The organism is Oceanotoga teriensis, from assembly GCF_003148465.1.
Taxonomy (GTDB): Bacteria; Thermotogota; Thermotogae; order Petrotogales; family Petrotogaceae; genus Oceanotoga; species Oceanotoga teriensis.
This window is the reverse complement of record NZ_QGGI01000018.1, coordinates 1-26,858: the sequence shown is the minus strand read 5'-3', so window position 1 is coordinate 26,858 and position 26,858 is coordinate 1. Positions and strand designations below refer to the sequence as shown.

The window sequence follows — 26,858 nt, the reverse complement described above, 5'->3', positions numbered from 1 at the left end:
ATTTTTTTGGTGGTGATGTATTTGGCTAAATATAATAAAGCTTTATTTATAATCATTATTATTATATTTTATAGTATTTTATTTTCAGAGAATTATAATGTTATAATATCAGATTATTATCCTGATGTTTTTTATATTGAAGGAAATAGAACTGGATTTGCAATAGATCTTTTAAATGAAATTGAAAATAAAACATCACTTACATTCAACATAGAAAGTTATGATTGGATTGAAGCTTATAAAAAATTTATGGAAGATGATAAATATGATGTTTTAGGTTTTATAGTTCCAAATGAATATAGAAAAGAAATGTTTGATTTTTATACTCCTGTTCATACGATTACTTCATTTTTAATGACTTTAAATGATGATGAAATTGATTATGAAAATTTAAAAGATGAAAAAATTTCTGTGATAAAAGACAGTTTTTTATACGAAGAATTAAAAAAAAGAGGATTTAAAAATATTGTTGAAGTTAATAGTAATGAAAAAGCTTTGGAGTATTTAATATTAAAAAAAGTTAGAGCTTGTGCAATTGAAGATGAAAGGACTATAGAAAAATATATTATAGAAAACGATTATAGATATAAACTTAGATATTTAGAAGAATTAAATACATATCCTATTACTTTTGTGAGTAGAAAAGATAAAAAAATAAAAATATTTGATCAAGAGTTAAAAAAAATTTTAAAAAGTGAAGAATATTATGAAATATTTAGAAAATGGCTTGGAATAGATTATTCGATGGCTTTGGAAACACAAGAAAAAGTAAAAGTGTATTATTTTATATTTTTAATAATAACTTCTGTAATAATTATAATATTAGTGCTTTTATTCATAAAATTAAAAAATACAAACAATAAAATACTTAATAAAAATAAAGTGATAACAGAAAGCTTTATAAGAGAAAAAGAATTGAAAGAACAAATGAATATATACTCAGAAAGATTGAAAAATATATATAAAATTTTTTATAATTTTGATTATAAAAAAAATATAGATCTCATACTTGATTATTCTATAAAAGAAATGGTTAAATTAGTTCCTGAAGCTGAAAAAGGTTCAATAGCCCTCATAAAAAATAATATTTGGAAGATAAAAGCCGTCAGTGGATTTCCAAATAGAGCACTTGAAGCTTGGATGCCTATTGAATCAGCTGTAAAAGTTAGCAATCATGTTAAACAAATTAATAATTTAAAAAGATATAATAATAGTCAAAACATACCTTTAGAAACTGAAAATATATTCAAAGAAATAGGCTCTTATGATATTAAATCTACTATTTTCATAGATCTTTTAGATGATAATAAGTTTATAGGTTCTATTTCCTTAAATTCTAATGAAGATATAGAATTTTCACAAGATTCCAAAGAATATCTTGAAATTTTTTCTAAGTTTATAGAAATATTTTTAAACTTAAAAAGGAGAGAGGAGCAGACATTACAAGCATACAAATATTCTCTAAAAAAACTCACCATAGTAGCAGAAAAATTTGATTATGAAACTTCTGAACATATGGGAAGAATATCATTTTTGAGTTATGAACTTTCTAAAGAGATGAATTTTGAAGAAGAATTTTGTAAAAAGATAAGGGAATATTCATTTTATCATGATATAGGAAAAATATTAATACCTATAGATTATTTAAGAAAGGATGGCAAGTTGAACTCTGATGAATGGGAAATTATAAAAAATCATACAATTTATGGAGCGAATATAATAGGTAATTCAGAAATGTTAAAAATAGCTAAAAATATTGCTTTATTTCATCATGAAAAGATGGATGGTACAGGTTATCCAATAGGATTGATGGGAGAAGAAATACCTATTGAAGCCAGAATAGTATCTGTTGTAGATGTATACGATGCTTTAAGATCCAAAAGACCTTATAAAGAAGCATTTAGTCATGAAAAAAGTATAGATATACTCATTAATGGTGATGAAAGGACTAAACCAGAACATTTTGATAAAAAAATTTTAGAAAAGTTTATTGATATAATAGAAAAAAACAAAGATTTATATGATAAAAAAGAGTAGAAAAATCTACTCTTTTTTTAATATTATAAAATTATTGTAATTATTATCATTTAAATCATCATCCAGATAAATATTAGTATATTTATCTAAATTTTTAGATACTTTTTTTGTATTTGGATCTATTTTTAAGAGTTTTTCAATCTCTTCATCTTTTAAATTTAAAATTCTTTTTCTTATATTTACTGGTATATTCTTTTCCATGAATTCATTTATTTCAATATTTTCATCATTATCATATTTTAAAAATTTTAATAGATTTAGAAAAATTTCTGACGGATAAGCTCCAATTAAACTACCTATAGGTTCAACATTATCATCAAAAAAAATGAATGTTGGAGTACTTCTTGCATTAAAAACACTAAATAATTGTGTATAATTTAAATTATAGTTTTTATAAGTAGTTTTTTTTGAAGAATCTGGTAAAATTTCAACAAAAATATATTCTGTTTTTAGCCATTTTTGTACTTCTTCATTCTTTAAAACTTCATTTTTAAACTTCGTACATGCTGGACATTTATTAGTTGAAAACATCAAAATAAGATTTCTATCCATTAATTTTGAGATCTCTATACCATTATTAAAATCATTTATCATAAAATCTTTTAAAGAATCATTTGAAAAAGAAAATAAAAATATAAATATGAAAGATAAAAAAATTAAAAAGTTTTTATTCATCATTATACCCCCTGTAAAATATTAAAAAAACCTGTACTTATTAAAATTCCAACAATAATCAAAATAGAGCCGCCTATGATTCTGAGGTGTTTTTGCCATTTAGGTTCTCCAAAACTTATTTTTGAAAAAAGTTTACTTATAAAACCACTTAAAAATAAAAATGGAATAGATATTCCAAGCGAATATAAAAATAAAGTTATTGAAGATTTAATAACATTTTCGCTTGTTGCGGCCATTGTAAAAATAGCGGCTAATATTGGACCAGAACAAGGAATCCAAACAAAAGATATTATTATACCCATTATAAATGATGAAACAAATGAATCATTTTTGAATTTTGATAGATTAATATTTGTATTTTTAAAAATTTGAATTTTTAAAATATAAATTATTCCAAATATAATTATCAAAATTCCTCCAAATAAATCTATTAACCATTTATATTTTGCGAATAATAGAGAAATACTTCCCGATATAACCCCAAGAATAGAAAAAAATAAAGATAATCCTAAAAAAAATCCTATACTTCTTTTTATAACTATACGAGGTTTCTTAATATCAGTTATTAAAATACTAAAAAAAATAGGAATTAAAGGTATTATACAAGGGCTTAAAAAAGATATTAAACCTCCAGTAAAAGCTGTCAAATAGGTAACATTTTGTTGTAGGCCAAAATTATTCAAATAATTCCCTCCTCTTTAATATACCTGGTGGTGGTATCAATTATAACATAAAAGGTCATATTATTAAAGTATATGAAAAATATTTTAATTAAATATTTAAGATAACTTTTATTAATCTTTTATTAAATAAAAGGCGTTTTTATAAAATATATTATCTAAGATATAAAAAACTTGTAATATAATTTATTATTTTTGTATTATTTTATATGTATCATAAAAGTGATATAAACAATTATTATGATTTATTATTTATTATTAGAGGTGATGCAAATGAAAGATAAACTCAATTTTTCTAACCCCAAGCTGTCATCACAATATGAATTCATAAAAGTTATGAAGATGGAGAAGGACTCTCAGTATATAAAGAAAATAGCTGAGATAAGAAGAGGTAATACTAAAGATAATGTTGAAAAAAACAAATGAGTTGATAAAATGTATTATGAAGATCCAATTTTAAAATTGGAAGATTTTTCTTTAAATATAGGAAATACTAAGATTTTAAAAAATCTTGACTTGGATATATATCCGGGAGAGATAATACTTCTTTATGGTCCAAGAAATTCAGGTAAATCTTCTTTGCTGAGATCTTTTGTACATTTAAATGAAGAGCTTTATAATAATGTCGAAGGCGTTGGTGGAATATATTTTCTTGGTAAAAGTGTTTTTGATCTCGATAGAAAATATTTGAGATCTCAAATAACTTATTCAGATCCAACTTTTGTTGAAAATCTCAATTTTTTAACTTTAAAAGAGATTTTGAATCTTTCATTGGGTTTAAAGCTAAAAGATATTTCAAAAGAATATTTTTCAATACTTGAAAAACTTGGCATATCTAAAATATTTTCTGATTTGGATAATCTCAAAGAGTATAACTCTTTAAAAAATTGGTCAATAGGTGAGAAAATCTCTTTAATAACTTTTATATCATTGGCGAGAAGGCCAAAAGTTTTTATATTTGATTCTATACTCGACCATTTAGATGATTTTTTATTAGAAGATGTTAAAGATATTCTTTATAGAATAAAAGAAGATAGAACACTTATAATTTCAACAAGAAATTTTTCGCTTTTTTCTGATATAGCTGAAAGAGTTGTTTTTTTAGATGATGGCAAAATATCTTTTGCTGGAAAAACAGAAAGTTTTATAATTAATTATCCAAAATAAAAAGCTGTATTTTATAAATACAGCTTTTTTTAACCTTTTAAGCCAGAACTCACGAGACTTTTTACGAAAAGATTTTGTATCGCAAAAAATATTATTAATGTTGGAATTAAAGCTAAATTCGTTCCCGCCATTATTACACCCCAATTATTTAATCCTTCGGCATCCATGAGCATTTTCACACCAATTTGAACGGTTTTCATGGAATCATCCATAGTTACTATCAAAGGCCATAAATACATATTCCAAGCATAGACAAAATTTATCAAAGCTGCCCCACCGAGCATTGGTTTTGAAAGAGGAATTAATATTTTAAAAAAATATTGCATAGGGCTCGCACCATCTATTTTGGCAGCATCTTCGAGTTCTTTTGGTATTGTCATAAAATGTTGTCTAAATAAAAAAGCATTTGTTGCTGAAGCTATAAAAGGAATTATTAAAGCTAAATAACTGTTTATCCATCCAAGTTTATTCATTATCATGAATAAGGGTAATATCATAACGGTTTCAGCAGGTAAAAATAAAGTTATGAATAAAATACCAAATAAAATCTTTTTACCTTTAAAATTAAAATTAGAAAATGCATAACCAGCAAGGGTTCCTGTGATAAGCTTTCCTATGGTTACGGCAATACCGATCAAAGCTGAATTTAATAATAATCTATCAAGTTTTACTAGTTTTAATGCTTTTATATAATTATCAAAATTTAATTTTTCTGGTAATAATTTTGGTGGATAAGAAAAAACTTCATTTGGACTCATGAAACTCATAGAAAAAGATAAAATAATTGGAAGCATTATTAAAATAGAAATCAATATTAAAAGTATTTCTGATACTATTAAATTCATTTTCTTTCTCGTGCTTATTTTCATAAAATCTCTCCTTATTGATAATGGACTTTATTTTCAACGTTTTTGAAATAAAAGAAAGTTACAACTCCCATTATTATAAACATAATTATACTTTGAGCTGCTGCAGGGCCTGTTTTTTGATAAGTAAAAGCATCTAAGTATAATTTATATATTAGAGTGGTAGTATCTCCTATTGGCCCACCTTTTGTCATGACATCTATTATTCCGAAAGAGTTAAACATTGCAGATGTTATAGTCATAATAACGAGATAAAATGTTATTGGAGAAAGTAAAGGAAATTTAATTTTCCACATTCGTTTCCAAAGATTAGCTCCATCTATTAATGAACTTTCTATTATTGAATCTGGTATAGATTGTAACCCAGCGATATAAAAAATTAAGCTAAATGGTAACATTTTCCAAATACTTCCCATTATAACTGCTATTAGTGCATAAGGAGAAGATGTAAGCCAATCCATATTTAGGCCAAATATCGAATTAAAAAAATAATTTAAATGTCCAACTACTGGATTTAAAAGAAAAGACCATAAAGTACCAGCTATTGCTGGTGAAATAGCATAAGGTGCAAATATAAATAATCTAAAAATTTTAGTTCCTGGTATTTTTTGATTTAATAATTGAGAAAGAAGAAAAGCTATTACGATTGTAAAAAAGACTGTTAAAATAACATATATTAAGGTTATTAGCATGGCATTCAAGTATTCTGGATTAGTAAAAAGGCTTATAAAATTTTTAAATCCAACAAATATTTCTCTATTTCCAAAAGGAGATTGTCTATAAAAACTTAATTTAAAAGAAAGACCTGCAGGCCAGTATATGAAGATTCCTATTATTAATAGTGTAGGAAATAGTAAAATATACGGTATAATTTTTTTCATTTTAATACCCCCTGTAAAAATAGGGCGGGGTTAACCGCCCTTAAAATTTAAAGTTTAATAATAAAGTTCATTGTACTCTTTTATTAATTTAGTTACTTCATCTTCGGCCCATTTTAAAGCCTTTTTATAATCCATTTCATCAGAATTCATCATCTGTATAGCAGTTTCAATTTTATCTCTTGCTTCAGGAAAGACTCCTATTAAAGCTCCATTGGTGTTATAAGTTTGTTTAGATAAAACTAATTGCATAATTGTTGTTAAATAATTAGGATTTTCTGAATAAAATCCTTCGTACATTAAATTTTCTACAGCATCTTTTCTAACAGGGAAATATCCTGTATCTAAATGCCATTTGATTTGTTCCTCTGTTGAATTTAAATATTTTAAGAATTTCCAAGCGGCATCAGTTTTTTCTTTTGAATGACCATCTACAAGCCATAGACTTGCGCCACCTATTATTGCACCACCATCGGGTGCGCCATCTGGTGTAGGTAAAAAGGCAGTACCAATATCATAACCATTTGCTTTTCCTTCTTTTGTAAATGAAGTCACATCTGAAGTTGAGAACATTACCATTGCAGCCTTTCCAGAAAGAAAAATTTGTCTCGCTGCTGACCAATCTTCTTTTTTGGTATTTAACATCAAATCATTTTTTGTCATATCATAAAAAAATTTGAAAACTTTTTGACCTTCTTCATTGTTAAATACAGCTTTTTCCGCTCTTTTAGATCTTCCATTATCATTATCAACTAAAGGGGCATCCTGAGCTGCCAATAGTTGTTCGAATATCCATGAATGTGTAGGCCAAGTTAATCCAGTTCTAATTATATTTCCATTAGAATCTTTTTTTAATAATTTTTTTGAATATTCCATAACTTCTTCAAAGGTTTTTGGAGGTTTGTTGGGATCTAATCCCGCTTCTTTAAAAAGTGTTTTATTATAAAAAAGAACAGCATTTGATGAATTAAAAGGCATGGAATAAAGTTTTCCATCTACTCTATAATAATTTAATACAGAGTTGAGAAAAACTGCTTCATCAAATGTTTTATCTTTATCTATCATATCTTGTATAGGAATTATTATTCCCCCATCGATCATAGATCTTGTTCCTATTTCATAAACTTGAACTATTTGAGGTGCTGTACCTGATTTTACACCAGCTATAAGTTTGTTTAAAGTTTCTTTATAACTTCCAGTGTACTGTGTCTTGACTTCTATATCTGGATTTTCTTCCATGAATCTATCAGCTATAGATTGAATAATTTGAATTCTTTCGCCACTCATTGCATGCCAAAAATCCACTGTTGTTTTTCCAAATATAGATAGAGAAAATAAAACAATAAAAACAATAAAAAGTTTTTTCATTTTTTAAACCCCCTTATTTAATCTTCAAATATTTTACTATGACTTATTTTATATATTTTATAGAAATATTTTGTTTTATTAATAAAAATTAATATAGTATTATAAATATAAATAAAAAGATAATTTTGTATTAATATTATACCATGATATATTGTGAAATTTAATAAAAAAAAATAGGTACGCATTTGCGTACCTATTTCAGAAGGAATTATTATTACATCATTCCGCCCATTCCACCCATTCCTGGGTTTGCAGGCATTTCTGGTTCTTCTTTAGGTTCTTCTGTTACCAATACTTCTGTTGTTAACAACATGGAAGCTATTGATGCAGCATTTTGAACCGCACTTCTTGTAACTTTTGTAGGATCGATTATACCTTTTTCAAACATATTTACAAATTCATCATTCAATGCATCGTATCCGTAAGATGAATCATCTGACTGTAAAATTTTATCTATTATAATAGCACCTTCAACACCAGCATTTTTAGCTATTTGTCTTATAGGAGCATCTAATGAAGCATAAACAACATTGGCACCTATTTTTTGATCACCTTTTAAAGATTCAACAACTTCTTTTACAGCTTCTTTGGCTCTTATTAAGGTTATACCTCCACCGGCAACTATACCTTCTTCAACAGCAGCTCTTGTAGCTGATAAAGCATCTTCAATTCTATGTTTCTTTTCTTTTAATTCGGTTTCTGTAGCAGCTCCAACTTTTATAACTGCAACTCCACCAGCCAATTTTGCAAGTCTTTCTTGTAATGTTTCTTTTTCATAATCAGAAGTTGTGTTTGCAATTTGACCTCTTATTTGTTTTACTCTATCTTCAATAGCTGATTTTTCGCCACTACCACCAACTATTATAGTATCATCTTTTCTAACTCTTATAACATCAGCTGTACCGAGCATTTCAACTGTAGCATCTTCTAAAGTCAAACCGATATCATCTGAAATTACTGTACCACCTGTCAATGTTGCTATATCTTGAAGCATAGCTTTTCTTCTATCTCCAAATCCAGGAGCTTTAACAGCAACAGATTCAAGAGTTCCTCTTAATTTATTTAGTACTAATGTTGATAATGCTTCTCCTTCTATATCTTCTGCAATTATAACCAATGGTTTTCCAGCTTGAGCTACTTTTTCGAGTACAGGAACTATTGATTTTACATTTGATATTTTCTTTTCTGTTATAAGAATATAAGGATCTTTCATTTCAGCTTCCATTTTTTCAGTATTAGTTACAAAATAAGGAGAAATATAACCTCTATCAAATTGCATACCTTCTGTGAATTCAACAAAAGTTTCCATAGATTTAGAATCTTCAACTGTTATAACTCCGTCTTCTCCAACTCTATCCATTGCTTCAGCTATTATATCTCCAATTTCTTTATTGTTTGCAGATATAGAAGCAACATGAGCTATTTCATCTTTTCCTGAAAGTTTTTTACTTACATTTTTAATTTCTTCAACGGCTTTTTTAGTTGCTTCGTTTATACCATTTTTCATCAATATAGGATTAGCACCAGCAGCTACATTCTTTAGTCCTTCAGAAATCATAGCTTGAGCGAGTACTGTTGCTGTAGTTGTACCATCACCAGCAATATCATTAGTTTTTGAAGCAACTTCTTTTACTAATTGAGCTCCTAAATCTTCAAATTTATCTTTTAATTCAATTTCTTTTGCTATTGACACTCCATCATTAGTTATAGTTGGAGAACCCCAACTTTTTTCAAGAACAACATTTCTTCCTTTAGGTCCTAATGTTATTTTAACAGCATTTGCTACTTTATTAACTCCAGCTTCTAAAGCTCTTCTTGCATCTTCACCAAATTTTAATTCTTTAGCCATTTTCAACACACCTCCTGATTTAGTCTTCTACTTTTGCAAGAACATCGTCTGCATCGATTATTATATGGTCTTCACCATCAACCTTGATTTCGGAACCAGCATATTTAGAGAATATAACTTTATCTCCAGCTTTTAAATCGAGGTCCTCTAAGTTTCCCACTTCAACTACTAAAGCAGTCTGAGGTTTTTCTTTTGCTGAATCAGGCAATACAATGCCACCTTCTGTTTTCTTTTCTTCTACTATAGTTTTGATCAACAATCTGTTTCCCAAAGGTTTTACATTCATTTGTAATACCTCCTTATATTTATTAGATGTATTTTTTTATATTTTTTAGCACTTACTTTGTTTGAGTGCTAACTATTTTTATAATATCATTTATATCGGATTTCATCAAGTTTTAAAAAAACAGATTATCCGTGTTTATAAATAATTATAGATAAATATTTTTGATTATAAACAAAAATCATTTAAATGCTAAAATAATCTTTGTTTTTGTTTATACATATATGATAACACTTCTTTTTTACGTTTTTTATGATGGTATTAGTTTTATTTAATATATTTGTAATTTAATTAATTTGATATTGAAAAATTAATATTATATCATGTTGATGGTATAATATAGTTAGTAAGACAAACCTTTTTTGGAGGATGAGATGTCTAAAAATTTAAAAAATTTAATATTGTATTCTTTTTGTAGCAGTATTTTTTGGGCCATATATAAAGTTGTCTTTAACCTTTATCTAAGGAATATAGGTTTTGAAAATGATTTTATTGGTACTATAACTTCTATTGAAATGATTGGATCTGCTTTTTTAGGTATTTTAATAGGCGTTCTTGGAGATAGATTTGGTAAGAAAAAACTTTTATACTTTGCATCTTATGGATTTGGACTTTTGCTTTTTTTAAGAGTCACCTTTCCAATTAAAACTTTTCTTTTGACTTTATCTTTTTTTTCTGGTGGCTTTATGACATCCAGAATGATGTTATTGAATTCATATATAATAGATATAACTGATAATTCAATTAGAGGAAAAGCTTTTGGTTTTAATTTTGGGGTTACTATGGGAAGTGGATTATTTGGGAATTTTCTTGGAGGTTTTTTGGGAGAATTTATTGGATTTAAAATTACTTTATATATTTCAGCAATTGCTTATATAATTTCTAATATTTTGTTGTATAATATACCTGAGAGTGATAAGAACGAGAACACAAAATTTAAAGATATATTTAACATTTCAGATTTTAAAGAAGATGAACTGTATATTTTAAAGTATTATTATATAAGAACATTTATGATAAGTTTTGGAGCAGGTCTTTTTGTAAATTTTGGGAATTTAATATTTAAAGATTTGTTCGATATGCCTCCAACTTTAATAGGTATTTCTCTTTCTATAGCTCAATTTGGTGCAGCTATGGGATCTATTTTTTCACCAGTATTTTCAAAAAAAATAGGGCCTATGAAGTATGTTATGGTTTTATCTGGTCTTGTTGTTCCACTGATAATAAGTCTTGGATTTGTTAAAAGTGCGTATTTATTTGTAATTCTTTATGCTCTGAGATTCTCTTTTATGAATATGACAAATCCAGTTACTATGACGGTTGTGCTGAGTTCTTTACCTAAAAATAAAGTTACAACAATTAACTCTTTTAGAGAGTCTTTTAATTTTTTTGCAAGATCAATTGCAGCCATTATGTTTGGTTTGATCGTATCTCTCCCCAATGGATACACGTGGCTGTTTTTGATTAGTTCAATATTTTATTTTTTTGCGTTTATTGTATTGTTTAAGTTATTTAAGCCTATAAAAAAGGGAAAGATCTTAGAGGAATTATATGGCAATAACTCTTAAAGAAAGAGCAGGAATAATCCTGCTCTATTTTTTATTCTTCAATTTCATCTTCATCTGAATTTTTAAAATCATCATTTATTTCTTTTTCAGAATTTTTTTCTTTTCTTTCCCAAAGAGTTTCTCTGTTTTTATCATCATATATGAAATTTATATCTTCTGGAATAGTTAAATTTTCACCGAATTCTTTTACTATTTCACATATTAAATCTTTTGGTAATGAAGTTATAAACCATAGATCAGAAATATATATTTTATCTTTATTTCTTACAGGGGCTTTAAATATAGCACTTTCCATTGCTTTGGCAAATATTTCATTGGATTCTTCTTTTATAAAACCTTTACCAGTATTTTCACCAAATACTTTTGCCATTTTACACCTCCTAACCTTTTTGCCTTAAATTAATATTCATCGAATCTAATTTGTTTAAGAATTTTTCTTCCACAGGGTTTATTTCTTCATCGGTTAAAGTTTTTTCATAAGATCTGTAAACTACTGTTATTGTTATACTTATTTTGTCTTCATCTATACCTTTTCCTTTATATACATCAAAGATATTTATTTTTTCTATTATATTACCGGAATCTTTTATTATTTGTTCTATTTCCTGAAACTCTTTATTTATAGGCACAGTAAAAGAATATTCTCTTTTTATTGCCGGATAATCAAAATTTTTATTTTCTTTATTTATTGGATTTGAAAATTCATATATTTTTTCAAGATTTACTTCACATATATATACTTTATCTTTTATATCATAAATCTTATCAGCGTATTGAGAGTCTAATAATCCTATAAATCCTATATAATCGTCGTTTATATAAATTTCAGCACTTTGAGAATATGAAAATCCTTCTTTTTTCAATCGTTTTATTTTTAAGTTTTTTATATTTGTAAAGTCTATCAAATTATCTAATACACCTTTAAAAGTGTAGTAATTTATCATTCTTTTATCTGTATAATCATTTGGATTTTCTTTTCCTGTTGCTACAAATGCCAAATGTGGAACTTCTTTTGTTTTTCCATCTGATGTAGTATTATAGATATTTGCAATTTCAAATAATTTTACATCTCTATTTTGATTTCTGTAATTGTAAGATAAACAGTCTAATAGTCCATAACTTACAAGTGGTCTCATATATTCATATTCAGCAGAAAGTGGATTCAATATTTTTAAATCTGATTTATCTAACCACATATTGTTTATATTCATAAAAGAAAAAGTTATAGATTCATTATAACCGTTTCCAATCATCAATGAAGCTATTTCAGATTTAAACATGAAAAAATTATTTTTATCTCCATGAAATAAAGTAGTTTCTGGAAGTTTTGACTCTATATTATGATATCCAAATACTCTTCCTATTTCTTCTATCATATCTACTTCTATTTCAAGATCCGGTCTTTTAGTTGATGGAAATATTTTCCAGCCATCTGTATTTTTTTCTTTTTTGAAATTAAATTTTTCTATTATTTTTTGAACTTTTTCTTCAGGAACTATTGTCCCAAGTTTTTCATTTAGATATGTATATCTTAAATTTATTTCTTTTGGATTTATTTTGTTTGGATATATGTCTGTAATTGTTCCATCAGATACACCATTAGCTATTTCTTCTATTAGTTTTACAAGTCTTCCCATAACAAATTCGCCATCATTTGGATCTATACCTCTTTCAAATCTATAAGAAGCGTCAGTAGATAATTTATGATACTTTGAAACTTTTCTTGTGTTTACGGGATCAAAATATGCTACTTCTAAAAGAATATTTGTCGTGTTTTCATTTATTCCTGAAAGTTCACCACCCATAACTCCACCAATTGCAAGTATCTTTTCTTTATCTGTTATAAGCGTTTCTTCTCCCATTAATTCATATTCTTTTTCATCGAGTAATAGTATTTTTTCTCCCTTTACAGCTTTTCTAACTATAATTTTATCTTTTATCAAATTTAAATCAAATGCATGAACTGGATGTCCAGTTTCTAACATTATATAATTAGTTATATCCACTATATTATTTATGCTCCTTATACCTGCAGTTGCAAGTCTTCTTACCAACCATAAAGGAGAAGCATTTACTTTTATATTTTTTATAATCGCAGCTGAATATCTTTTACAATTATTATCAGTTATTTCGATATCGAATGAATTATTTTTATTTAATTTTTTAAAACTCGGTAATTTAAAGTTTTTAGCCGTATCTATTATTTCAAGTTCTTTTGCAATTCCAGTATAAGAAAGTAAATCAGGTCTATTCGGAAAAACTTCAATTTCTATTATTTCATCATTCATTTTAAAATATTCTACAAAATCCACTCCAAGTGGAACTTCTTCTTTTATTTTATAAACTTCATCTGATTTTTCTTCAAGATCTACTTCTTCAAGGGAACAAAACATTCCTTGAGATAATTCGCCTCTCATTTTTCTCGATTTTATTTTAAAGCCATCTTTTAGAATTGCTCCATCTAAAGCTACCGGTACTAAATGATTTTTTTTAACACTTTTATCAGCCGTAACGATTTGAATATTTTCTTTTCCTATATTTACATCGCAAATTATAAGTCTATCTGCATTTGGATGATCCTTTACACTTTCTACCTTTCCTATAACTATATTTTTAATACCCTGAGCCAATTTCTCTGTTTTTTCAACATTTGTTGAATGTAATTTGATTCTATCTACTATCTCTTCAGTATTTAAATTTATATCAACATAATCTTTTAACCATTCTAAGGATATATTCATTTTTTTAGGCACCTCACTCTACAAATCTTATATCGTTTTTGAAAAATTCTCTCATATTTGAAACTCCATATTTTAACATGGCTATCCTTTCTACACCGACACCAAAAGCTAATCCTTGCCATTCATCTGGGTCGAATCCAACATTTTTCAAAACATTTGGATGAACAAGTCCGGCTCCAAGAACTTCTATCCAGCCAGTATTTTTACATACACTACAACCTTTTCCTCCACAGTTTATACAGCTAACATCAACTTCAAAACCAGGTTCAACGAAAGGAAAATAACTTGGTCTCAATAATACCTTTAAAGAATCTCCAAACATTTTTTTTGTGTATATTTCGAGAAATTTTCTAAGATTTCCAACAGTTACTTTTTTATCTATAAAAAGTCCTTCTAATTGATAAAACATAGCTGAATGTGTGGCATCTATTTCATCTTTTCTATAAACTCTACCAGACGAAACGACCGCTATTGGTGGATTCATTTTAGTCATAGTTCTTATTTGTACTCCAGATGTATGAGTTCTTAATAATGTTTTTTCGAGATTCAAATAAAAAGTGTCCTGCATGTCTCTTGCAGGATGCCATTCAGGAGTATTCAATGCATCAAAATTAAACCAAGGTTCTTCGATTTCATTTCCTTCAACCACTGTAAATCCAAGATTTGTAAATATTTCAAATGATTCTCTTATTGTTTTATTTATTAAATGTTCCTTACCATAAGAATTTTTGGCACCTCTAACTGTTACATCAACCCAGTCTTTTAATTCTTCTGATTTTTTCTTTTTTTCATTTAATTCTTCCATAAAAGAATTTAAAACATCTTCTATTTCAGATTTTAATTGATTAACTTTTTGACCATATTCTTTCTTTTTTTCTTTATCAATTTTTGAAATATTTTTCATTAATTGAGTTACTTGACCTTTTTTTCCAAGGAACTCTGATTTGAGTACTTTGAAATCTTCAAGGTTTTTTACAGAATCTATTTTATTCTTGAGATTCATCATTATCTGATCTTTGTTCAAATCCATTTGCATTTACCTCCCCAGTACTTTTTATGAAAGTTAATTTTTTTAATTTTATTGAGTTTATTATTATATTTATTATTATTGAAATTATAAGGAAAATCATTAAATCATTTAAACTCATAAACACAGGAATCATACTCAATACAATAGATAATGAATATTTAAAAATTTTGTTTTCAAAACAATTTATTAAAAGTATTGAAGAAAGTGCAAATAGTATTAAATTATTATATTTTTCTATATATATGATATTAAAAAAATTAATAAAATACATTATTGAGAAAAATATTACAATCGATACTATTTTATTAAAATTTTGTTTATGGTATTTAAATTTAATTAAAAAATAATTTTTTGCTGAAAATAATTCTAAAATAGCTCCAAAAAGCATGAAGGATAATAAATATATGAATATATTAAATTTATTTTTATATATTACAAAATCTGGAGTTTCTAAACCTTCATCTATCATAATATAATAAGGAATTAATGTTTTTTCGAGTTTAGAAATTCTCAATTCTAATAAATTTATATCATCTATTATTTTACTTTTATAATCGGCATTTTTTGGAAGGTGTATAAAAAGTGTTTTTTCTTTATATTCTATTAAAGCTTTTGCTTTGTTTGGGAAAGCATCAACTTTTTCTATTTTTTCAAGTTCATAAGGAACATAACCCTTCAATAAAAAGGGTTCGGAATCAAATTTCTTATTATAAGCAAACTCATTTAAGATGATAAAGGCAAAAAACAATAATAAAATATAAGCCATAGTTCTAAGATACTTTGGCATTTTTTACCCCCTAAATATAATTTTAAAATAAATCTTCTAAATAATCGTTTTTTTCTCCAACAAATCTATATTTTTTTATATTTATATTTTTTATATTGCAATCAACATCATCTAAAGATACTATATTACCATCTTTATCCATACATACTTTTTCTTCTGTTAATATTAGTTCATTGCCATTTGTATCTATAACTTTTTTACAAACAGCCTCTATTAATTCTGTTGAATCTGTGATAGTTAAAACGGCACATTTTTTAAGATATTCATGTACTTGTTCTGATATTTGAGGAAGTTTTTCTTTCTTTATTTGATTATCTTTAGCACCAATAAATATTAAATGTCGTCTTTCTGGTTTGTTTTTTAATATTTGTAAAATATCATCATTCCATACTTCTGGTATCACAATATGCGTAAAAGTTCTTCCAACCCATGGAGTTGTGTTTGCTACAATCTCGTTTATTGTAACTTTTTCAGCATTTTTTGAAGGATCTGTGATGATTTTAAAAAAATATTTTATATATTTTGATGGTGAATTTGTATATATTCCTATACTTTCACCAGCTTCTAAAGAGATTTCAGGAAAATTTATCTTTGGTGAACTGATTTTTATGACAGACATTTTTGATTCAAACTCTTTTATCACTTTATTTCACCTCTACGTCATCAGCAAACTCCCAAAAAGGGGTATCATGTAAATTTAAGTTTTTCCAATTATCTTGTACTATATTTAGTACAAGATAATTGATAAGTTTCCTTGATTTTTGATTCTAATCCAAAATAATTAAATTAATAGAGTTTTTTTTGTTTAATCATCCGCATTTAATATTATAACAGATTATTTATATTTTTTTAAAAACAAAGAGTTAAAAATTTTCATTTATTTATTTTGATTATTTATATTTTCTGATATAATTATATTATCCAGGCATCATGTATCCCGTTTTAAAGTAGTGATGAAAAATATTTTAATTAGGAGGGATATTCATGAAGATTTTTTTAGACACAGCTAATATTGAGGAAATTAAAAAAGGTATCGATTGGGGTATAGTTGATGGTGTTACTACTAATCCTACATTGGTAGCCAAAGAAAACACAGTTTTTGAGGACAGAATAGTTGAAATATGTAATGCAGTAAAAGGTCCTGTAAGTGCCGAAGTTGTATCCACTGATTATGAGGGTATGATAGAAGAGGCTCATAAATTGATTAAATTGAGTGAGCATGTAGTTGTTAAAATACCTATGACACATGAAGGAATAAAAGCAGTAAAAACTTTATCAAAAGAAGGTATAAAAACGAATGTAACTTTAATTTTTTCTCCTCTTCAAGCATATCTTGCCGCAAAAGCAGGTGCTACATATGTAAGCCCATTCATAGGAAGAATGGATGATATAGGTAATACGGGTATGGACATAGTAGAAGAAATAATCCAAATATTCGATAATTATGGATATGAAACAGAAGTTCTTGTTGCAAGTGTTAGACATTCAGAGCATGTTTTAGAAGCTGCTTTGGCTGGTGCGGATGTTGTTACAATTCCTTTCGATGTATTAGAAAAATTGTTTAAACATCCTATGACAGACTTGGGACTTGAAAGATTCTTAAAAGATTGGAAAAAATATCAAGAATATATGAAAAACAAATAAAAATAGCGGATTTTTCCGCTATTTTTATTTGTTTTTCATATATAATTAAATTAGTTGGAATTATTAAAATATGTCTTTAGGTGGTGAAAAATATTAATCATTTTATAAAACAAATATCAAAAATAGATCTTTTTAATTCTTTAAATGAAGAAGAATTAAAAAAAATATTTTCGGAAGATGAGTTCAATAAAGAAGAATATAAAAAAGATAGTATAATAAGGTTTAGAGGTAGTAAATTAAATGATATGCTAATTTTATTTAGTGGAGAAATAAAGACAGAAATGAATGACTTTAATGGTAAAACTATTCAAATAGAAAGAATCAAGGCTCCCGCTATTTTAGCTTCTGGTTTTTTATTTTCTCCAGAAAGAAAACTTCCTGTTAATATAATTTCTATAAAACCAACTATTATTTTGACTATAAATTCAGATAAATTAATAAAAATTTCCACTGAAAATAAGACTTTTTTAGAGAATCTTTTAAAAAATATTAGCAAAAAAATTGACTTTTTATCCCAAAAATTATGGTTAAGTTCTTTAAAGACTTTAAGAGAAAAAATTATATTTTTTTTAATTCAACAGATGAATGAGCAAAATAATGACAAATTTATACAAATGAATATAACGGTAGAAGAACTTTCAAAACTTTTTGGTGTTGCAAGACCTTCTTTATCGAGAGCTTTTTCTGAACTTGAAAATGAAGGGATAATATGTAAAAATGGAAATAGGGTGAATATTATCGATAAAAAATCTATGAAATTTAATTTTTAAGTATTGGAAGGTGAATTATATGAAATCCTTTAGAAAAGAGCTATGGTTTAATACTTCAAAGAGAAGAGAGTTTATAAATATTACTGATGAAATTGAAAAATGTTTAAAAGAATCTGGAATCAATGAAGGTATATTACTTTGTAATGCAATGCATATAACAGCCAGTGTATTTATAAATGATGATGAAAGTGGATTGCATAAAGATTTTGAAAGATTCCTTGAAAAACTGGCACCTGAAAAACCATATGATCAATATCAACATAATGGATTTGAAGATAATGCAGATGCACATTTAAAAAGACAGATAATGGGAAGAGAAGTTTTAATAGCAATAACAGATGGAAAACTTGATTTTGGGCCTTGGGAACAAATTTTTTATGGAGAATTTGATGGTATGAGAAAAAAGAGAGTTCTTGTAAAGATTATAGGAGAATAAGTTAAAAAATCATTTCCGAATGTAATAAAATATTCCTTTAATTGTTTATTTTGTATTAAATATGATGTTTTTGGTCGGGATTATGATATAATACAAAATGAAAAAACAAAAAAAGGAGTGAATTATATGAAAATAGCTATTTTTTCTACAAAAGAATATGATATAGAATTTTTAAATAAAGCAAATGAAAATTTTGGGAATGTGCATGAATTGAAATTTTTTGAGACTAAATTGAATAAAGAAACAGCATTGCTTGCTAATGATTTTGAAGTTGTTTCTGCTTTTGTAAATGATGATTTAAGTAGAGAAACAATAGAAATATTATCTAGGGGAAAAACTAAATTAATAGCTCAGAGGGCAGCTGGATACAATAACATTGATTTAAAAGCTTTGAAGGAATTTGGTATAAAAGCTGTAAGAGTTCCAGCATATTCACCAAATGCAGTTGCCGAATATACTATTGCAATGATGCTTTCATTGAACAGAAAAATTCATAGAGCTTATGACAGGGCGAGAGAAAAGAACTTTTCATTAAAAGGACTTATGGGTTTTGACATGAAAGGTAAAACAGTTGGAATAATAGGTACTGGTAAAATAGGCATGAATGTTGCAAGAATTTTAAAAGGATTTGATTGTAATATAATTGCTTATGATAAATATCCTAATCCTGATTGCGAAGAATTTTGTGTCGAATATACAGATCTCGATTCTATTTTTGAAAAATCAGATATTATAACTATACATAGTCCACTTGTTCCAGAAACGTATCATATAATAAATAAAAGAGCCATATCTTTGATGAAAGATGGTGTAATGATAATAAATACAAGTAGAGGAGAGTTGTTTGATACTCAAGCTGTTATAGATGGTATAAAATCCAGAAAAATAGGTTCTGTTGGAATGGATGTATATGAAGAAGAAAGTGATATATTTTTTGAAGATCTTTCTGATAAAGTTGTTGAAGATGATCTTTTGAGTATTCTTTTAACATTTCCTAATGTTATAGTAACTGGTCATCAAGCATTTTTTACTGATACTGCAATGAATAATATAGCATATGTAACACTTGAAAATATTTCAGAATATGAAAAAGGATTGGAACTGACTAATGAAATAAAAAGTAAATAAGGGGGATTTTTATGTATGATGAAATAAAAGATATACCTGCAATAATAATGAATGGATTAACTAATCAACAAGTTTTAAAGATAATGAGAGCGATTAAAGATATAGATGGACTTCCTAAAACGATATTTGCCACAGTTACTCCTACAAGTTCTCAATGGAAATTAGAAGATTTAGTGAAAGAATTGCAACAAGAAGATATAGAAATGAAAAAAGTTTCTAAAAGTTTAAAAGAAACAAAAATTGATTGAAATGATTAAAAAGCCCTATTTTTAGGGCTTTTTTCAATTTTAAATCTTAAGTAAAGTTTTTTTTAATATTCTAAAGTAAATGGTAATAATTTGTTAAAATGATATATATTTCAATATTGAAAAATATATTTAACAATGATATAATAAATTATGATTTGTTTTGCTAATCATCTGGAGGTGAATAGCTTGAAGTTTTCAGCAAAATTTATTTTGATAGTTATATTGTTTTCTATTGTGCCACTGATTTTATTCTGGGGATTGAGTTATAACACATCTAAAAATTCTATAGAAGAACTAACAAAGAATCAGATGGGGATTTTATCTGATAATTATTCTGAAAAGATAGAAGATTATTATTTGAATTTTGAGAGATCTTTAAACTCAATTGCAAAGATAGAGTTTATAAATTCATACTTAAAAAGTCTTTCGGGATATTTTCAGAGTTTGGACAATCCCACAGAATTATTTAGAACTGCTTATGTCGATTTAAACGAGTTCGAAGACAGGTCGGAGATGAAAAAAGTAACACAAAATATATCAGATACTATAGAAAAAGATTTTGGTGATGGTATTTATGATCTTGAGGATTATGATCTTTTTCATAATAAGTATCATGATTCTATGAAAGATTTTAAAGATGTAGAAAAACTCGAAGATATATATCTGATAGATAAAGATGGATGGATAGTTTATACAGTTCAAAAAGGTGAAGATTATGCAAGGAATGTGAATGATTTAAATAATCAAATTACAGATATGTTCTTGAAGATGAAAGAACAAACATTGGAAGAAACATATCCCGTAATAAATGATTTTTCTTATTATGATGCAAAAAATAAAGAACTCATTTTTTTTGGAATACCATTAAAAAAATATGCTATCGATGGATATCTTGTAATATCTAAGAGTATAGATACTCTTATATCTATAGTTAATTCAAATGAACAAAGTAATACTGAAGTATATTTGACAGACTATGAGGGTAAAATTTTAAACTTTAATAGTGATAAAAGTATTGATTTAAAAGAAATGCAAAACAAATCAGGAACAGCTATTTATGAATCTTTCTCCGGGGATGAGGTAATAGGTTCGTATAAAAAAATCGATACTCGTTATGGCTATCAAAAGGTCATATTGATAGAAAAACCGACAAAAATTGCTTATAAGAGTGTATATGAACTTAATAAACTGAATATAATAATTATATCAGTTACAGTAATTGCGATATTTGTCTTGGTCACTCTGTTTTCAAAATATCTAATAAAACCTGTAAAAATTATACAAAATAATGTAGAAAAAATTGCCAAAGGTGATATATCGAATAAAATAGATATTTTAAGGAAAGACGAGTTTGGATTGATAGGAAAATTATTTGAGAAGGTTAGAGGAAGTTTTAAAAATATAATACATGAAGTAAAAACTGCCACACATGATATTAATTTAGATGCCGATAAAGTCGAAGAAGGATCTGTAAAAAATATGGAAAATATAATGGATATAAAAAATTCTGTTGAAATGATTCAAAGAAATACAGAAAGTGTTGCTGCATCGGTTGAAGAAACTAATGCTAGTATTGAAGATGTTGCTGTTGGTGCCAAATCAATTTCAAGCTCTGCAAATGACCTTTCAAATAAAACACATGCAATAATGGATAAAGTAGAAGGATCAAAGAAAGAGATAAATTCTATGCTGATGAGTGTTGATGAAATAGATATCCTTATGAGAGAAAATAATCAAAGTATACAAGGTTTGTCAGATAAAACGGTATCTATAAAAGATATAACAGAATCTATACATTCTATTGCTGAACAAACAAATTTACTTGCTTTGAATGCTGCAATAGAAGCCGCACGTGCTGGTGAAGCTGGAAAAGGTTTTGCTGTAGTCGCCGATGAAATAAGAAAACTTGCAGAAGAGAGTAATATTGCGGCTGGTGATATAGAAAGTAATATAGACTTTTTAGTTAATGATTCTTCAAAAGTTGCGAAAGAGAGTGATAAAGTTACAAATAATGTTTCGCAGATTACCAATAGTATAAAAAATATTGCGATGAGTCTTGAAGAAGTCATAACTTCTGTATCTGAAATTTCAAGTATGATAGAAAATACAACTGCAAGTGCACAAGAACAAGGAGCCTCAATAGAGCAGGTTACAGAAGCTATAAGTATGATAAATAGATCTATTCAAGATATGGTAGTAGAAATACATAATGTTTTTGATAAAATAGACCATCAGGTACAATCCATAAGCGATCTAAAAGATTTATCAGTATCCTTAAACAGATCTATAAACTCATTGGATGAATTTGCCAACAAATTTAAAATATAGGAATTTCGTTAACATTGCTCAAAAAATTGGTTACTTTATTACATTTAAAGGTAACTAAAGACTATTGAAGAGTAACATAAAATAGTGTAATATTATATCAGAGATAGATCCCCCTATCCCCCCTGAGATAAACCCAGAACATTATTACCGGATCCAGCGATTAGGATCCGGTTTTTTTTATTATTTTATAGTCTGTATTTATGCAAACTCCGCATGAAGAACATTTATCCCATCTACAATCTGGAGTTAAAATTAATTCTTTTGATTTTTTCCATTCGGATTTTAAAAATTCTTCTGATATGAGAGTATCTATTATATTCCAAGGTAATTCATCATCTGTTTCATATTCTTCTATATATTTTATACAATTTAAACCCAGTCTATTCATAGATCTTGCCCAAGCTCTAAAATTGAACTCTTCTTCATTTTGTTGAAGATAACCATTTTCATTAAAAGTTACATCATATATTAATTTTCCTATATCTCTATCACCTCTTGCAACGATCGCTTCGAGATAACTTTCATAAGGTTCATGTATATTATATCTTATTTTATATTTTCTCAATTTTTTTATTATTTTGATTCTTCTTTTTATACTTTCCATATCTAAAAAAGGTGCATATTGAAAAGGTGTATGAGACTTTGGAACAAATATTGAAACATTTACAGTGATATCTTTGATCTTACTTTTATTTTTAATTTTTCTTGCAATTTGTACTATTTGTTCTATATCATCATCACTTTCTTCTGGTAACCCCATCATAAAATATAGCTTAACATTATTCCAACCATTTTCTTTTGCGATACTCACAACATTTAAAATTTCATCTTCATCTATACCTTTATTTATTAAATCTCTCATTCTTTGAGATCCAGCTTCTGGAGCAAATGTAAGCCCTGATTTTCTTCCAGTTTGTAATTTTGAACTTATATCTATACCGAATTTATCAACCCTTGAAGAAGGTAAAGATATACCTATTTTATTTTCTTCGAGATAAGGTAAAATTGAATCGATTATATCATCTAAATTTGAATAATCGAGAGTGCTTAAAGATAGTAGAGAAACTTCATTATAACCAGTATTTTCTAAAACTTCTATGATTTTATCAGATAAATATTTAGAATCTCTTTCCCTTGAAGGTCTATAAAACATTCCTGCATGACAAAATCTACAACCTCTATTACAACCTCGCATAATTTCTATTACGGCTCTTTTATGTACTATATCTATATTTGGTACGATTTGATTTATTGGTATTTCATGATCTTTAAAATCTTTTACTTTTTTTACTTTAACTCTTTTTGGAAAAGAATCTGATATTGGTACTGATATTTTAATATCTTTTTTAGTATTTTTCAAAGTATAAAACTTTGGTACATAAAATCCTTCAATTTTTGAGAAATCTATTAATTTTTCATCTCTTGTTTTATTTGATTTTAAAATTTTATTTATATCATCTATAACGGTTTCTCCATCACCAATAAAAAAAACATCTATAAAATCTGCAATAGGTTCTGGATTTGTTGTACAAGGTCCACCAGCCATTATTATTGGGTCTTCATTTGTTCTTTCATGTGAATATATTGGAATATTTGCGAGATCTAATAATTTCAGTACATTTGTAAAACTCAATTCATACTGTAAAGTTATTGCAAGCATATCAAAATTATTTATAGGTTCCAGTTTTTCTAGTGAAAATAAAGGTATTTTATATTCTTCCATCTTTTCAATCATGTCTTTCCAAGGTAAAAAAACTCTTTGAGCATAAATATCTTTATCTTCATTAAATAATTGATATAATATATGAAATCCAGTATGAGACATCCCTATATCATATATATCAGGAAAACATAATCCTATTTTTACTTTTGAATTTTCTTTATTTATTTGATTATATTCTCCACCTAAATATCTTGAAGGCTTTTGAACTTGATGAATTATTCCTGTATTAAAAAGAAATTCGCTTATTTTCAATTTTATTCCTCCTGAAATATAAAATAAAAGGGGCTATTAGCCCCATATATTATACATTAAAATCACATATTTTCCACAATTTTCTTGGTATCTCTTGCAATCATCAATTCTTCATCTGTAGGTATTATCAATACTTTAACTTTTGAAGAATCAGTTGAAATGATTCCTTCTTTACCATTTAAAGTCTTATTTTTTTCTTTATCTAATTCAACACCAAATATTTCAAGGTATTCACAGACTTTTTCTCTGAATTCAATTGTATTTTCACCAACACCAGCAGTAAATATCAATACATCAAGACCCTTCATTGCAGTTGCATAACTACCTATATACTTTGCAAGTCTATAAACATAAACATCTAAAGCGAGTGCCGCTTTTTCATTTCCATCATCTTTAGCAGCTCTTATATCTCTCATATCAGAACTCAAATAATCACTTATTCCATAAACGCCACTTTTTTTATTAAGTATATCATCTACTTCATCCATAGAATATCCATTTCTCATTAGATAAATAGGAATTGCTGGATCTATATCTCCAGATCTTGTTCCCATTATAAGTCCTTCAAGAGGGGTAAAACCCATAGAAGTATCCACAACTTTTGCATTTTGTATGGCTGCAACTGAGCCTCCATTACCTATATGAGCACTTATGATTTTTATATCTCTTTTTCTCAAACAAAGTAATTCGGCAGCTCTTTTTGCTACGTATCTGTGAGAAGTTCCATGAAAACCATATCTTCTGATTTTATATTTTTTATAAAGTTCATATGGTAATGCATACATAAAAGCTTTAGGCGGCATTGTTTGATGAAAAGCTGTATCAAAAACTCCAATTTGAGGAACTTCTGGTAAAAGCTTTTGAGCAGCTTTAATCCCTGTGATATTTGCTGGATTATGTAATGGAGCAAGATTGATATTATCCTCCAAAGCTTTCATAACCTCATCAGTTATCAATACAGACTTCGAAAAATCTTCTCCGCCATGCACAACTCTATGACCAATGGCGTCTATTTCCGACATGCTTTTTAAACAACCCTTTTTTTCATCTGTTACTAATTCTATAACTCTTTTTAAAGCTTGTTCATGATTCTCGAAATAATGTTCTTCTTCGAACTTTAAATTTCCACATTTTTGTTTGATTTTTGAATCTGGAAGACCTATTTTTTCTACCAAACCTTTGCATAATAACTCTTCATCATTCATATTTAAAACTTGATACTTTAGCGAAGAACTTCCGGTATTTATTACTAAGATTTTCATATGATCCCTCCTACCTAAATATAAATTTCGATATCCCTCATATGAGGGATATCGAAATATTGAATATATTTATATCTATTATATTTTTCCAGCAGATCCTAAAATATCTATTCTATCCATTACAACTTGTTTGGTATAGTCCATAGCAACTTTATAATATTTTCTTGGGTCAAATTGTTTGGAATCATTATCTAAGTATTCTCTCAATCCAGCTATATAAGCTATTCTTAGGTCTGTATCGGTGTTAACTTTGTTTATACCAAATTTAACAGTTTCTTTTAATACATCTGAAGGAACACCTTTTGAACCACCAAAATCGGCACCGTGTTCTTCAGCTATTTTAACATATTCTTGAACAACACTTGATGCACCATGAAGTACCAATGGTTTACCAGTTATTTCCTTAACTTTCTTCAATCTATCATAATCTAGTTTTGCTTCGCCTTTAAATTTAAATGCACCATGAGAAGTACCTATTGCAGGAGCAAAAAAGTCTATTTCAGATTCAGCACAGAATTTTTCAGCCTGATCTACATTTACGAGTACATTTTCAGCAGCTTCTACATTATCTTCTATACCAGCCAATTGTCCTAATTCTGCTTCTACAGAAACTCCAGCAGCATGAGCAATTCTTGCAACATCTTTTGTTATTCTCAAATTATCTTCGAAATCATAATGTGAAGCATCTATCATGACTGAAGAATATCCAGCTTTTATACAAGCCATTATTATATTAAAGTCTTTACCATGATCTAAATGTAAAGCAACTGGAATATCTAAATCATTTGCAAATTCTTTTACCATATTTACAAATATTCTTGCACCTTTAAAATAATCTCCCATACCTGCATATTTTATTGCACCTTCACTTGTTTCTATTATAGCAGGTGATTTTTTTTCTGCAGCACCTGCAAGTATTGCCTGTAAAAATTCTAAATTGTTGATATTAAATGCAGCTACTCCATAATATTCTTTACTAGCTTTATCGAGTATTTCTCTTGTATTAACATAAGACATTTTAATACCCTCCTTTATTGTTTGAAATAGTATCTTTCTAAATTCTAAAAACGTTTATTTAAAGTAATTTTAAACGATGTTAAAAGGGATATTTACCTCCATAGGTTATAATTAAATTGTT

25 protein-coding genes are annotated in these 26,858 nt (G+C 27.0%); 10 read left to right on the top strand and 15 right to left on the bottom strand.

Annotated features, from left to right (window positions below; translation table 11 throughout):
* Positions 1-21: 21 nt before the first annotated feature.
* Positions 22-2,037: an HD domain-containing phosphohydrolase gene (locus C7380_RS10990; protein ID WP_158274884.1), complete on the top strand. Its 2,016-nt coding sequence runs from the start codon at positions 22-24 to the stop codon at positions 2,035-2,037.
* A 6-nt stretch (positions 2,038-2,043) separates the two neighbouring features.
* Here C7380_RS10990 and C7380_RS10985 read toward each other — a convergent pair whose 3' ends face one another.
* Both C7380_RS10985 and C7380_RS10980 read right to left on the bottom strand, forming a co-directional pair.
* The gene (locus C7380_RS10985) at positions 2,044-2,712 is read right to left on the bottom strand and encodes a thioredoxin family protein (RefSeq protein WP_158274883.1); all 669 of its coding nucleotides are present in this window, start codon (positions 2,710-2,712) and stop codon (positions 2,044-2,046) included.
* Positions 2,713-2,714: 2 nt separating this feature from the next.
* Positions 2,715-3,395: a cytochrome c biogenesis CcdA family protein gene (locus C7380_RS10980; RefSeq protein ID WP_109605870.1), complete on the bottom strand. Its 681-nt coding sequence runs from the start codon at positions 3,393-3,395 to the stop codon at positions 2,715-2,717.
* Positions 3,396-3,665: 270 nt separating this feature from the next.
* On the opposite strand from C7380_RS10980, the gene C7380_RS13575 reads away from it, so the two are divergent.
* Positions 3,666-3,818 (top strand): hypothetical protein, encoded by a 153-nt coding sequence (locus C7380_RS13575; RefSeq protein ID WP_158274882.1) that lies wholly within the window; start codon positions 3,666-3,668, stop codon positions 3,816-3,818.
* 9 nt (positions 3,819-3,827) lie between these two features.
* Positions 3,828-4,559 carry an ATP-binding cassette domain-containing protein gene (locus tag C7380_RS10975; RefSeq protein ID WP_109605868.1) on the top strand — a complete coding sequence of 244 codons (732 nt, stop codon included), beginning with the start codon at positions 3,828-3,830 and terminating at the stop codon, positions 4,557-4,559.
* Between the two features lie 29 nt (positions 4,560-4,588).
* On the opposite strand, the gene C7380_RS10970 is transcribed toward C7380_RS10975, so the two are convergent.
* The 5 genes from C7380_RS10970 to C7380_RS10950 all read right to left on the bottom strand — a co-directional run bounded on the left by C7380_RS10970 (position 4,589) and on the right by C7380_RS10950 (position 9,806).
* A complete protein-coding gene (locus C7380_RS10970) occupies positions 4,589-5,428 on the bottom strand; it encodes a carbohydrate ABC transporter permease (protein ID WP_109605866.1) in 840 nt (279 codons plus the stop codon).
* 11 nt (positions 5,429-5,439) lie between these two features.
* Positions 5,440-6,306, bottom strand: coding sequence for a carbohydrate ABC transporter permease (locus tag C7380_RS10965; RefSeq protein WP_109605864.1), 867 nt, complete (start codon positions 6,304-6,306; stop codon positions 5,440-5,442).
* 54 nt (positions 6,307-6,360) lie between these two features.
* A complete protein-coding gene (locus tag C7380_RS10960; RefSeq protein WP_109605862.1) occupies positions 6,361-7,671 on the bottom strand; it encodes an ABC transporter substrate-binding protein in 1,311 nt (436 codons plus the stop codon).
* A 214-nt stretch (positions 7,672-7,885) separates the two neighbouring features.
* Positions 7,886-9,520, bottom strand: coding sequence for a chaperonin GroEL (groL, locus tag C7380_RS10955; protein ID WP_109605861.1), 1,635 nt, complete (start codon positions 9,518-9,520; stop codon positions 7,886-7,888).
* A gap of 19 nt (positions 9,521-9,539) precedes the next feature.
* A complete protein-coding gene (locus C7380_RS10950) occupies positions 9,540-9,806 on the bottom strand; it encodes a co-chaperone GroES (RefSeq protein ID WP_109605859.1) in 267 nt (88 codons plus the stop codon).
* Between the two features lie 371 nt (positions 9,807-10,177).
* On the opposite strand from C7380_RS10950, the gene C7380_RS10945 reads away from it, so the two are divergent.
* A complete protein-coding gene (locus C7380_RS10945; RefSeq protein ID WP_109605857.1) occupies positions 10,178-11,371 on the top strand; it encodes an MFS transporter in 1,194 nt (397 codons plus the stop codon).
* 31 nt (positions 11,372-11,402) lie between these two features.
* Here the strand turns inward: C7380_RS10945 and C7380_RS10940 are convergent, their stop codons facing one another.
* From C7380_RS10940 to C7380_RS10920, 5 genes are read right to left on the bottom strand one after another with little or no spacing between them, the layout of a single operon-like run.
* Positions 11,403-11,741 (bottom strand): hypothetical protein, encoded by a 339-nt coding sequence (locus C7380_RS10940; RefSeq protein WP_206050589.1) that lies wholly within the window; start codon positions 11,739-11,741, stop codon positions 11,403-11,405.
* A 10-nt stretch (positions 11,742-11,751) separates the two neighbouring features.
* Positions 11,752-14,112 carry a phenylalanine--tRNA ligase subunit beta gene (gene pheT / locus C7380_RS10935; protein WP_109605854.1) on the bottom strand — a complete coding sequence of 787 codons (2,361 nt, stop codon included), beginning with the start codon at positions 14,110-14,112 and terminating at the stop codon, positions 11,752-11,754.
* Between the two features lie 13 nt (positions 14,113-14,125).
* Entirely contained in the window at positions 14,126-15,142 is a 1,017-nt protein-coding gene (gene pheS, locus C7380_RS10930) for a phenylalanine--tRNA ligase subunit alpha (RefSeq protein ID WP_170110829.1), read from the bottom strand.
* On the bottom strand, positions 15,099-15,929 hold the full coding sequence (locus C7380_RS10925) for a hypothetical protein (protein WP_109605850.1): 831 nt from the start codon (positions 15,927-15,929) through the stop codon (positions 15,099-15,101). Before C7380_RS10925 ends, pheS begins: the two co-directional genes overlap by 44 nt.
* A 22-nt stretch (positions 15,930-15,951) precedes the next feature.
* The gene (locus C7380_RS10920; protein ID WP_109605848.1) at positions 15,952-16,572 is read right to left on the bottom strand and encodes a hypothetical protein; all 621 of its coding nucleotides are present in this window, start codon (positions 16,570-16,572) and stop codon (positions 15,952-15,954) included.
* A 341-nt stretch (positions 16,573-16,913) separates the two neighbouring features.
* Between C7380_RS10920 and fsa the strand changes: the two genes are divergently transcribed.
* From fsa to C7380_RS10890, 6 genes are all read left to right on the top strand, one after another.
* Positions 16,914-17,573: a fructose-6-phosphate aldolase gene (fsa, locus tag C7380_RS10915; protein ID WP_109605846.1), complete on the top strand. Its 660-nt coding sequence runs from the start codon at positions 16,914-16,916 to the stop codon at positions 17,571-17,573.
* A gap of 83 nt (positions 17,574-17,656) precedes the next feature.
* A complete protein-coding gene (locus C7380_RS10910) occupies positions 17,657-18,343 on the top strand; it encodes a Crp/Fnr family transcriptional regulator (protein WP_109605844.1) in 687 nt (228 codons plus the stop codon).
* Positions 18,344-18,362: 19 nt separating this feature from the next.
* The gene (locus C7380_RS10905) at positions 18,363-18,779 is read left to right on the top strand and encodes a secondary thiamine-phosphate synthase enzyme YjbQ (protein ID WP_109605842.1); all 417 of its coding nucleotides are present in this window, start codon (positions 18,363-18,365) and stop codon (positions 18,777-18,779) included.
* Between the two features lie 126 nt (positions 18,780-18,905).
* Complete coding sequence (locus C7380_RS10900; protein ID WP_109605840.1) at positions 18,906-19,907, top strand: 2-hydroxyacid dehydrogenase; 1,002 nt, start codon at positions 18,906-18,908, stop codon at positions 19,905-19,907.
* 11 nt (positions 19,908-19,918) lie between these two features.
* Entirely contained in the window at positions 19,919-20,155 is a 237-nt protein-coding gene (locus tag C7380_RS10895; protein WP_109605838.1) for a DUF3783 domain-containing protein, read from the top strand.
* A gap of 186 nt (positions 20,156-20,341) precedes the next feature.
* Positions 20,342-22,483, top strand: a complete 2,142-nt coding sequence (locus tag C7380_RS10890) for a methyl-accepting chemotaxis protein (protein WP_158274881.1) — start codon at positions 20,342-20,344, stop codon at positions 22,481-22,483.
* Positions 22,484-22,643: 160 nt separating this feature from the next.
* Here the strand turns inward: C7380_RS10890 and C7380_RS10885 are convergent, their stop codons facing one another.
* The 3 genes from C7380_RS10885 to fba all read right to left on the bottom strand — a co-directional run bounded on the left by C7380_RS10885 (position 22,644) and on the right by fba (position 26,737).
* Entirely contained in the window at positions 22,644-24,458 is a 1,815-nt protein-coding gene (locus C7380_RS10885; protein ID WP_109605834.1) for a TIGR03960 family B12-binding radical SAM protein, read from the bottom strand.
* A 62-nt stretch (positions 24,459-24,520) separates the two neighbouring features.
* On the bottom strand, positions 24,521-25,720 hold the full coding sequence (locus C7380_RS10880) for an acetate kinase (RefSeq protein ID WP_109605832.1): 1,200 nt from the start codon (positions 25,718-25,720) through the stop codon (positions 24,521-24,523).
* A 78-nt stretch (positions 25,721-25,798) separates the two neighbouring features.
* Positions 25,799-26,737, bottom strand: coding sequence for a class II fructose-1,6-bisphosphate aldolase (gene fba / locus C7380_RS10875; RefSeq protein ID WP_109605830.1), 939 nt, complete (start codon positions 26,735-26,737; stop codon positions 25,799-25,801).
* Positions 26,738-26,858 lie beyond the last annotated feature (121 nt).

Excerpts from the sequence above, each read along its gene's own strand:
- C7380_RS10895 (WP_109605838.1), top strand. The coding sequence starts at position 19,919 with ATGTATGATGAAATAAAAGATATACCTGCAATAATAATGAATGGATTA.
- groL (WP_109605861.1), bottom strand. The coding sequence starts at position 9,520 with ATGGCTAAAGAATTAAAATTTGGTGAAGATGCAAGAAGAGCTTTAGAA.
- pheS (WP_170110829.1), bottom strand. The coding sequence starts at position 15,142 with ATGGATTTGAACAAAGATCAGATAATGATGAATCTCAAGAATAAAATA.
- C7380_RS10970 (WP_109605866.1), bottom strand. The coding sequence starts at position 5,428 with ATGAAAATAAGCACGAGAAAGAAAATGAATTTAATAGTATCAGAAATA.
- fsa (WP_109605846.1), top strand. The coding sequence starts at position 16,914 with ATGAAGATTTTTTTAGACACAGCTAATATTGAGGAAATTAAAAAAGGT.
- C7380_RS10945 (WP_109605857.1), top strand. The coding sequence starts at position 10,178 with ATGTCTAAAAATTTAAAAAATTTAATATTGTATTCTTTTTGTAGCAGT.
- C7380_RS10925 (WP_109605850.1), bottom strand. The coding sequence starts at position 15,929 with ATGCCAAAGTATCTTAGAACTATGGCTTATATTTTATTATTGTTTTTT.
- C7380_RS10985 (WP_158274883.1), bottom strand. The coding sequence starts at position 2,712 with ATGAATAAAAACTTTTTAATTTTTTTATCTTTCATATTTATATTTTTA.
- C7380_RS10965 (WP_109605864.1), bottom strand. The coding sequence starts at position 6,306 with ATGAAAAAAATTATACCGTATATTTTACTATTTCCTACACTATTAATA.
- C7380_RS10905 (WP_109605842.1), top strand. The coding sequence starts at position 18,363 with ATGAAATCCTTTAGAAAAGAGCTATGGTTTAATACTTCAAAGAGAAGA.
- pheT (WP_109605854.1), bottom strand. The coding sequence starts at position 14,112 with ATGAATATATCCTTAGAATGGTTAAAAGATTATGTTGATATAAATTTA.
- fba (WP_109605830.1), bottom strand. The coding sequence starts at position 26,737 with ATGTCTTATGTTAATACAAGAGAAATACTCGATAAAGCTAGTAAAGAA.
- C7380_RS10940 (WP_206050589.1), bottom strand. The coding sequence starts at position 11,741 with ATGGCAAAAGTATTTGGTGAAAATACTGGTAAAGGTTTTATAAAAGAA.
- C7380_RS13575 (WP_158274882.1), top strand. The coding sequence starts at position 3,666 with ATGAAAGATAAACTCAATTTTTCTAACCCCAAGCTGTCATCACAATAT.
- C7380_RS10960 (WP_109605862.1), bottom strand. The coding sequence starts at position 7,671 with ATGAAAAAACTTTTTATTGTTTTTATTGTTTTATTTTCTCTATCTATA.
- C7380_RS10975 (WP_109605868.1), top strand. The coding sequence starts at position 3,828 with ATGTATTATGAAGATCCAATTTTAAAATTGGAAGATTTTTCTTTAAAT.
- C7380_RS10880 (WP_109605832.1), bottom strand. The coding sequence starts at position 25,720 with ATGAAAATCTTAGTAATAAATACCGGAAGTTCTTCGCTAAAGTATCAA.
- C7380_RS10900 (WP_109605840.1), top strand. The coding sequence starts at position 18,906 with ATGAAAATAGCTATTTTTTCTACAAAAGAATATGATATAGAATTTTTA.
- C7380_RS10950 (WP_109605859.1), bottom strand. The coding sequence starts at position 9,806 with ATGAATGTAAAACCTTTGGGAAACAGATTGTTGATCAAAACTATAGTA.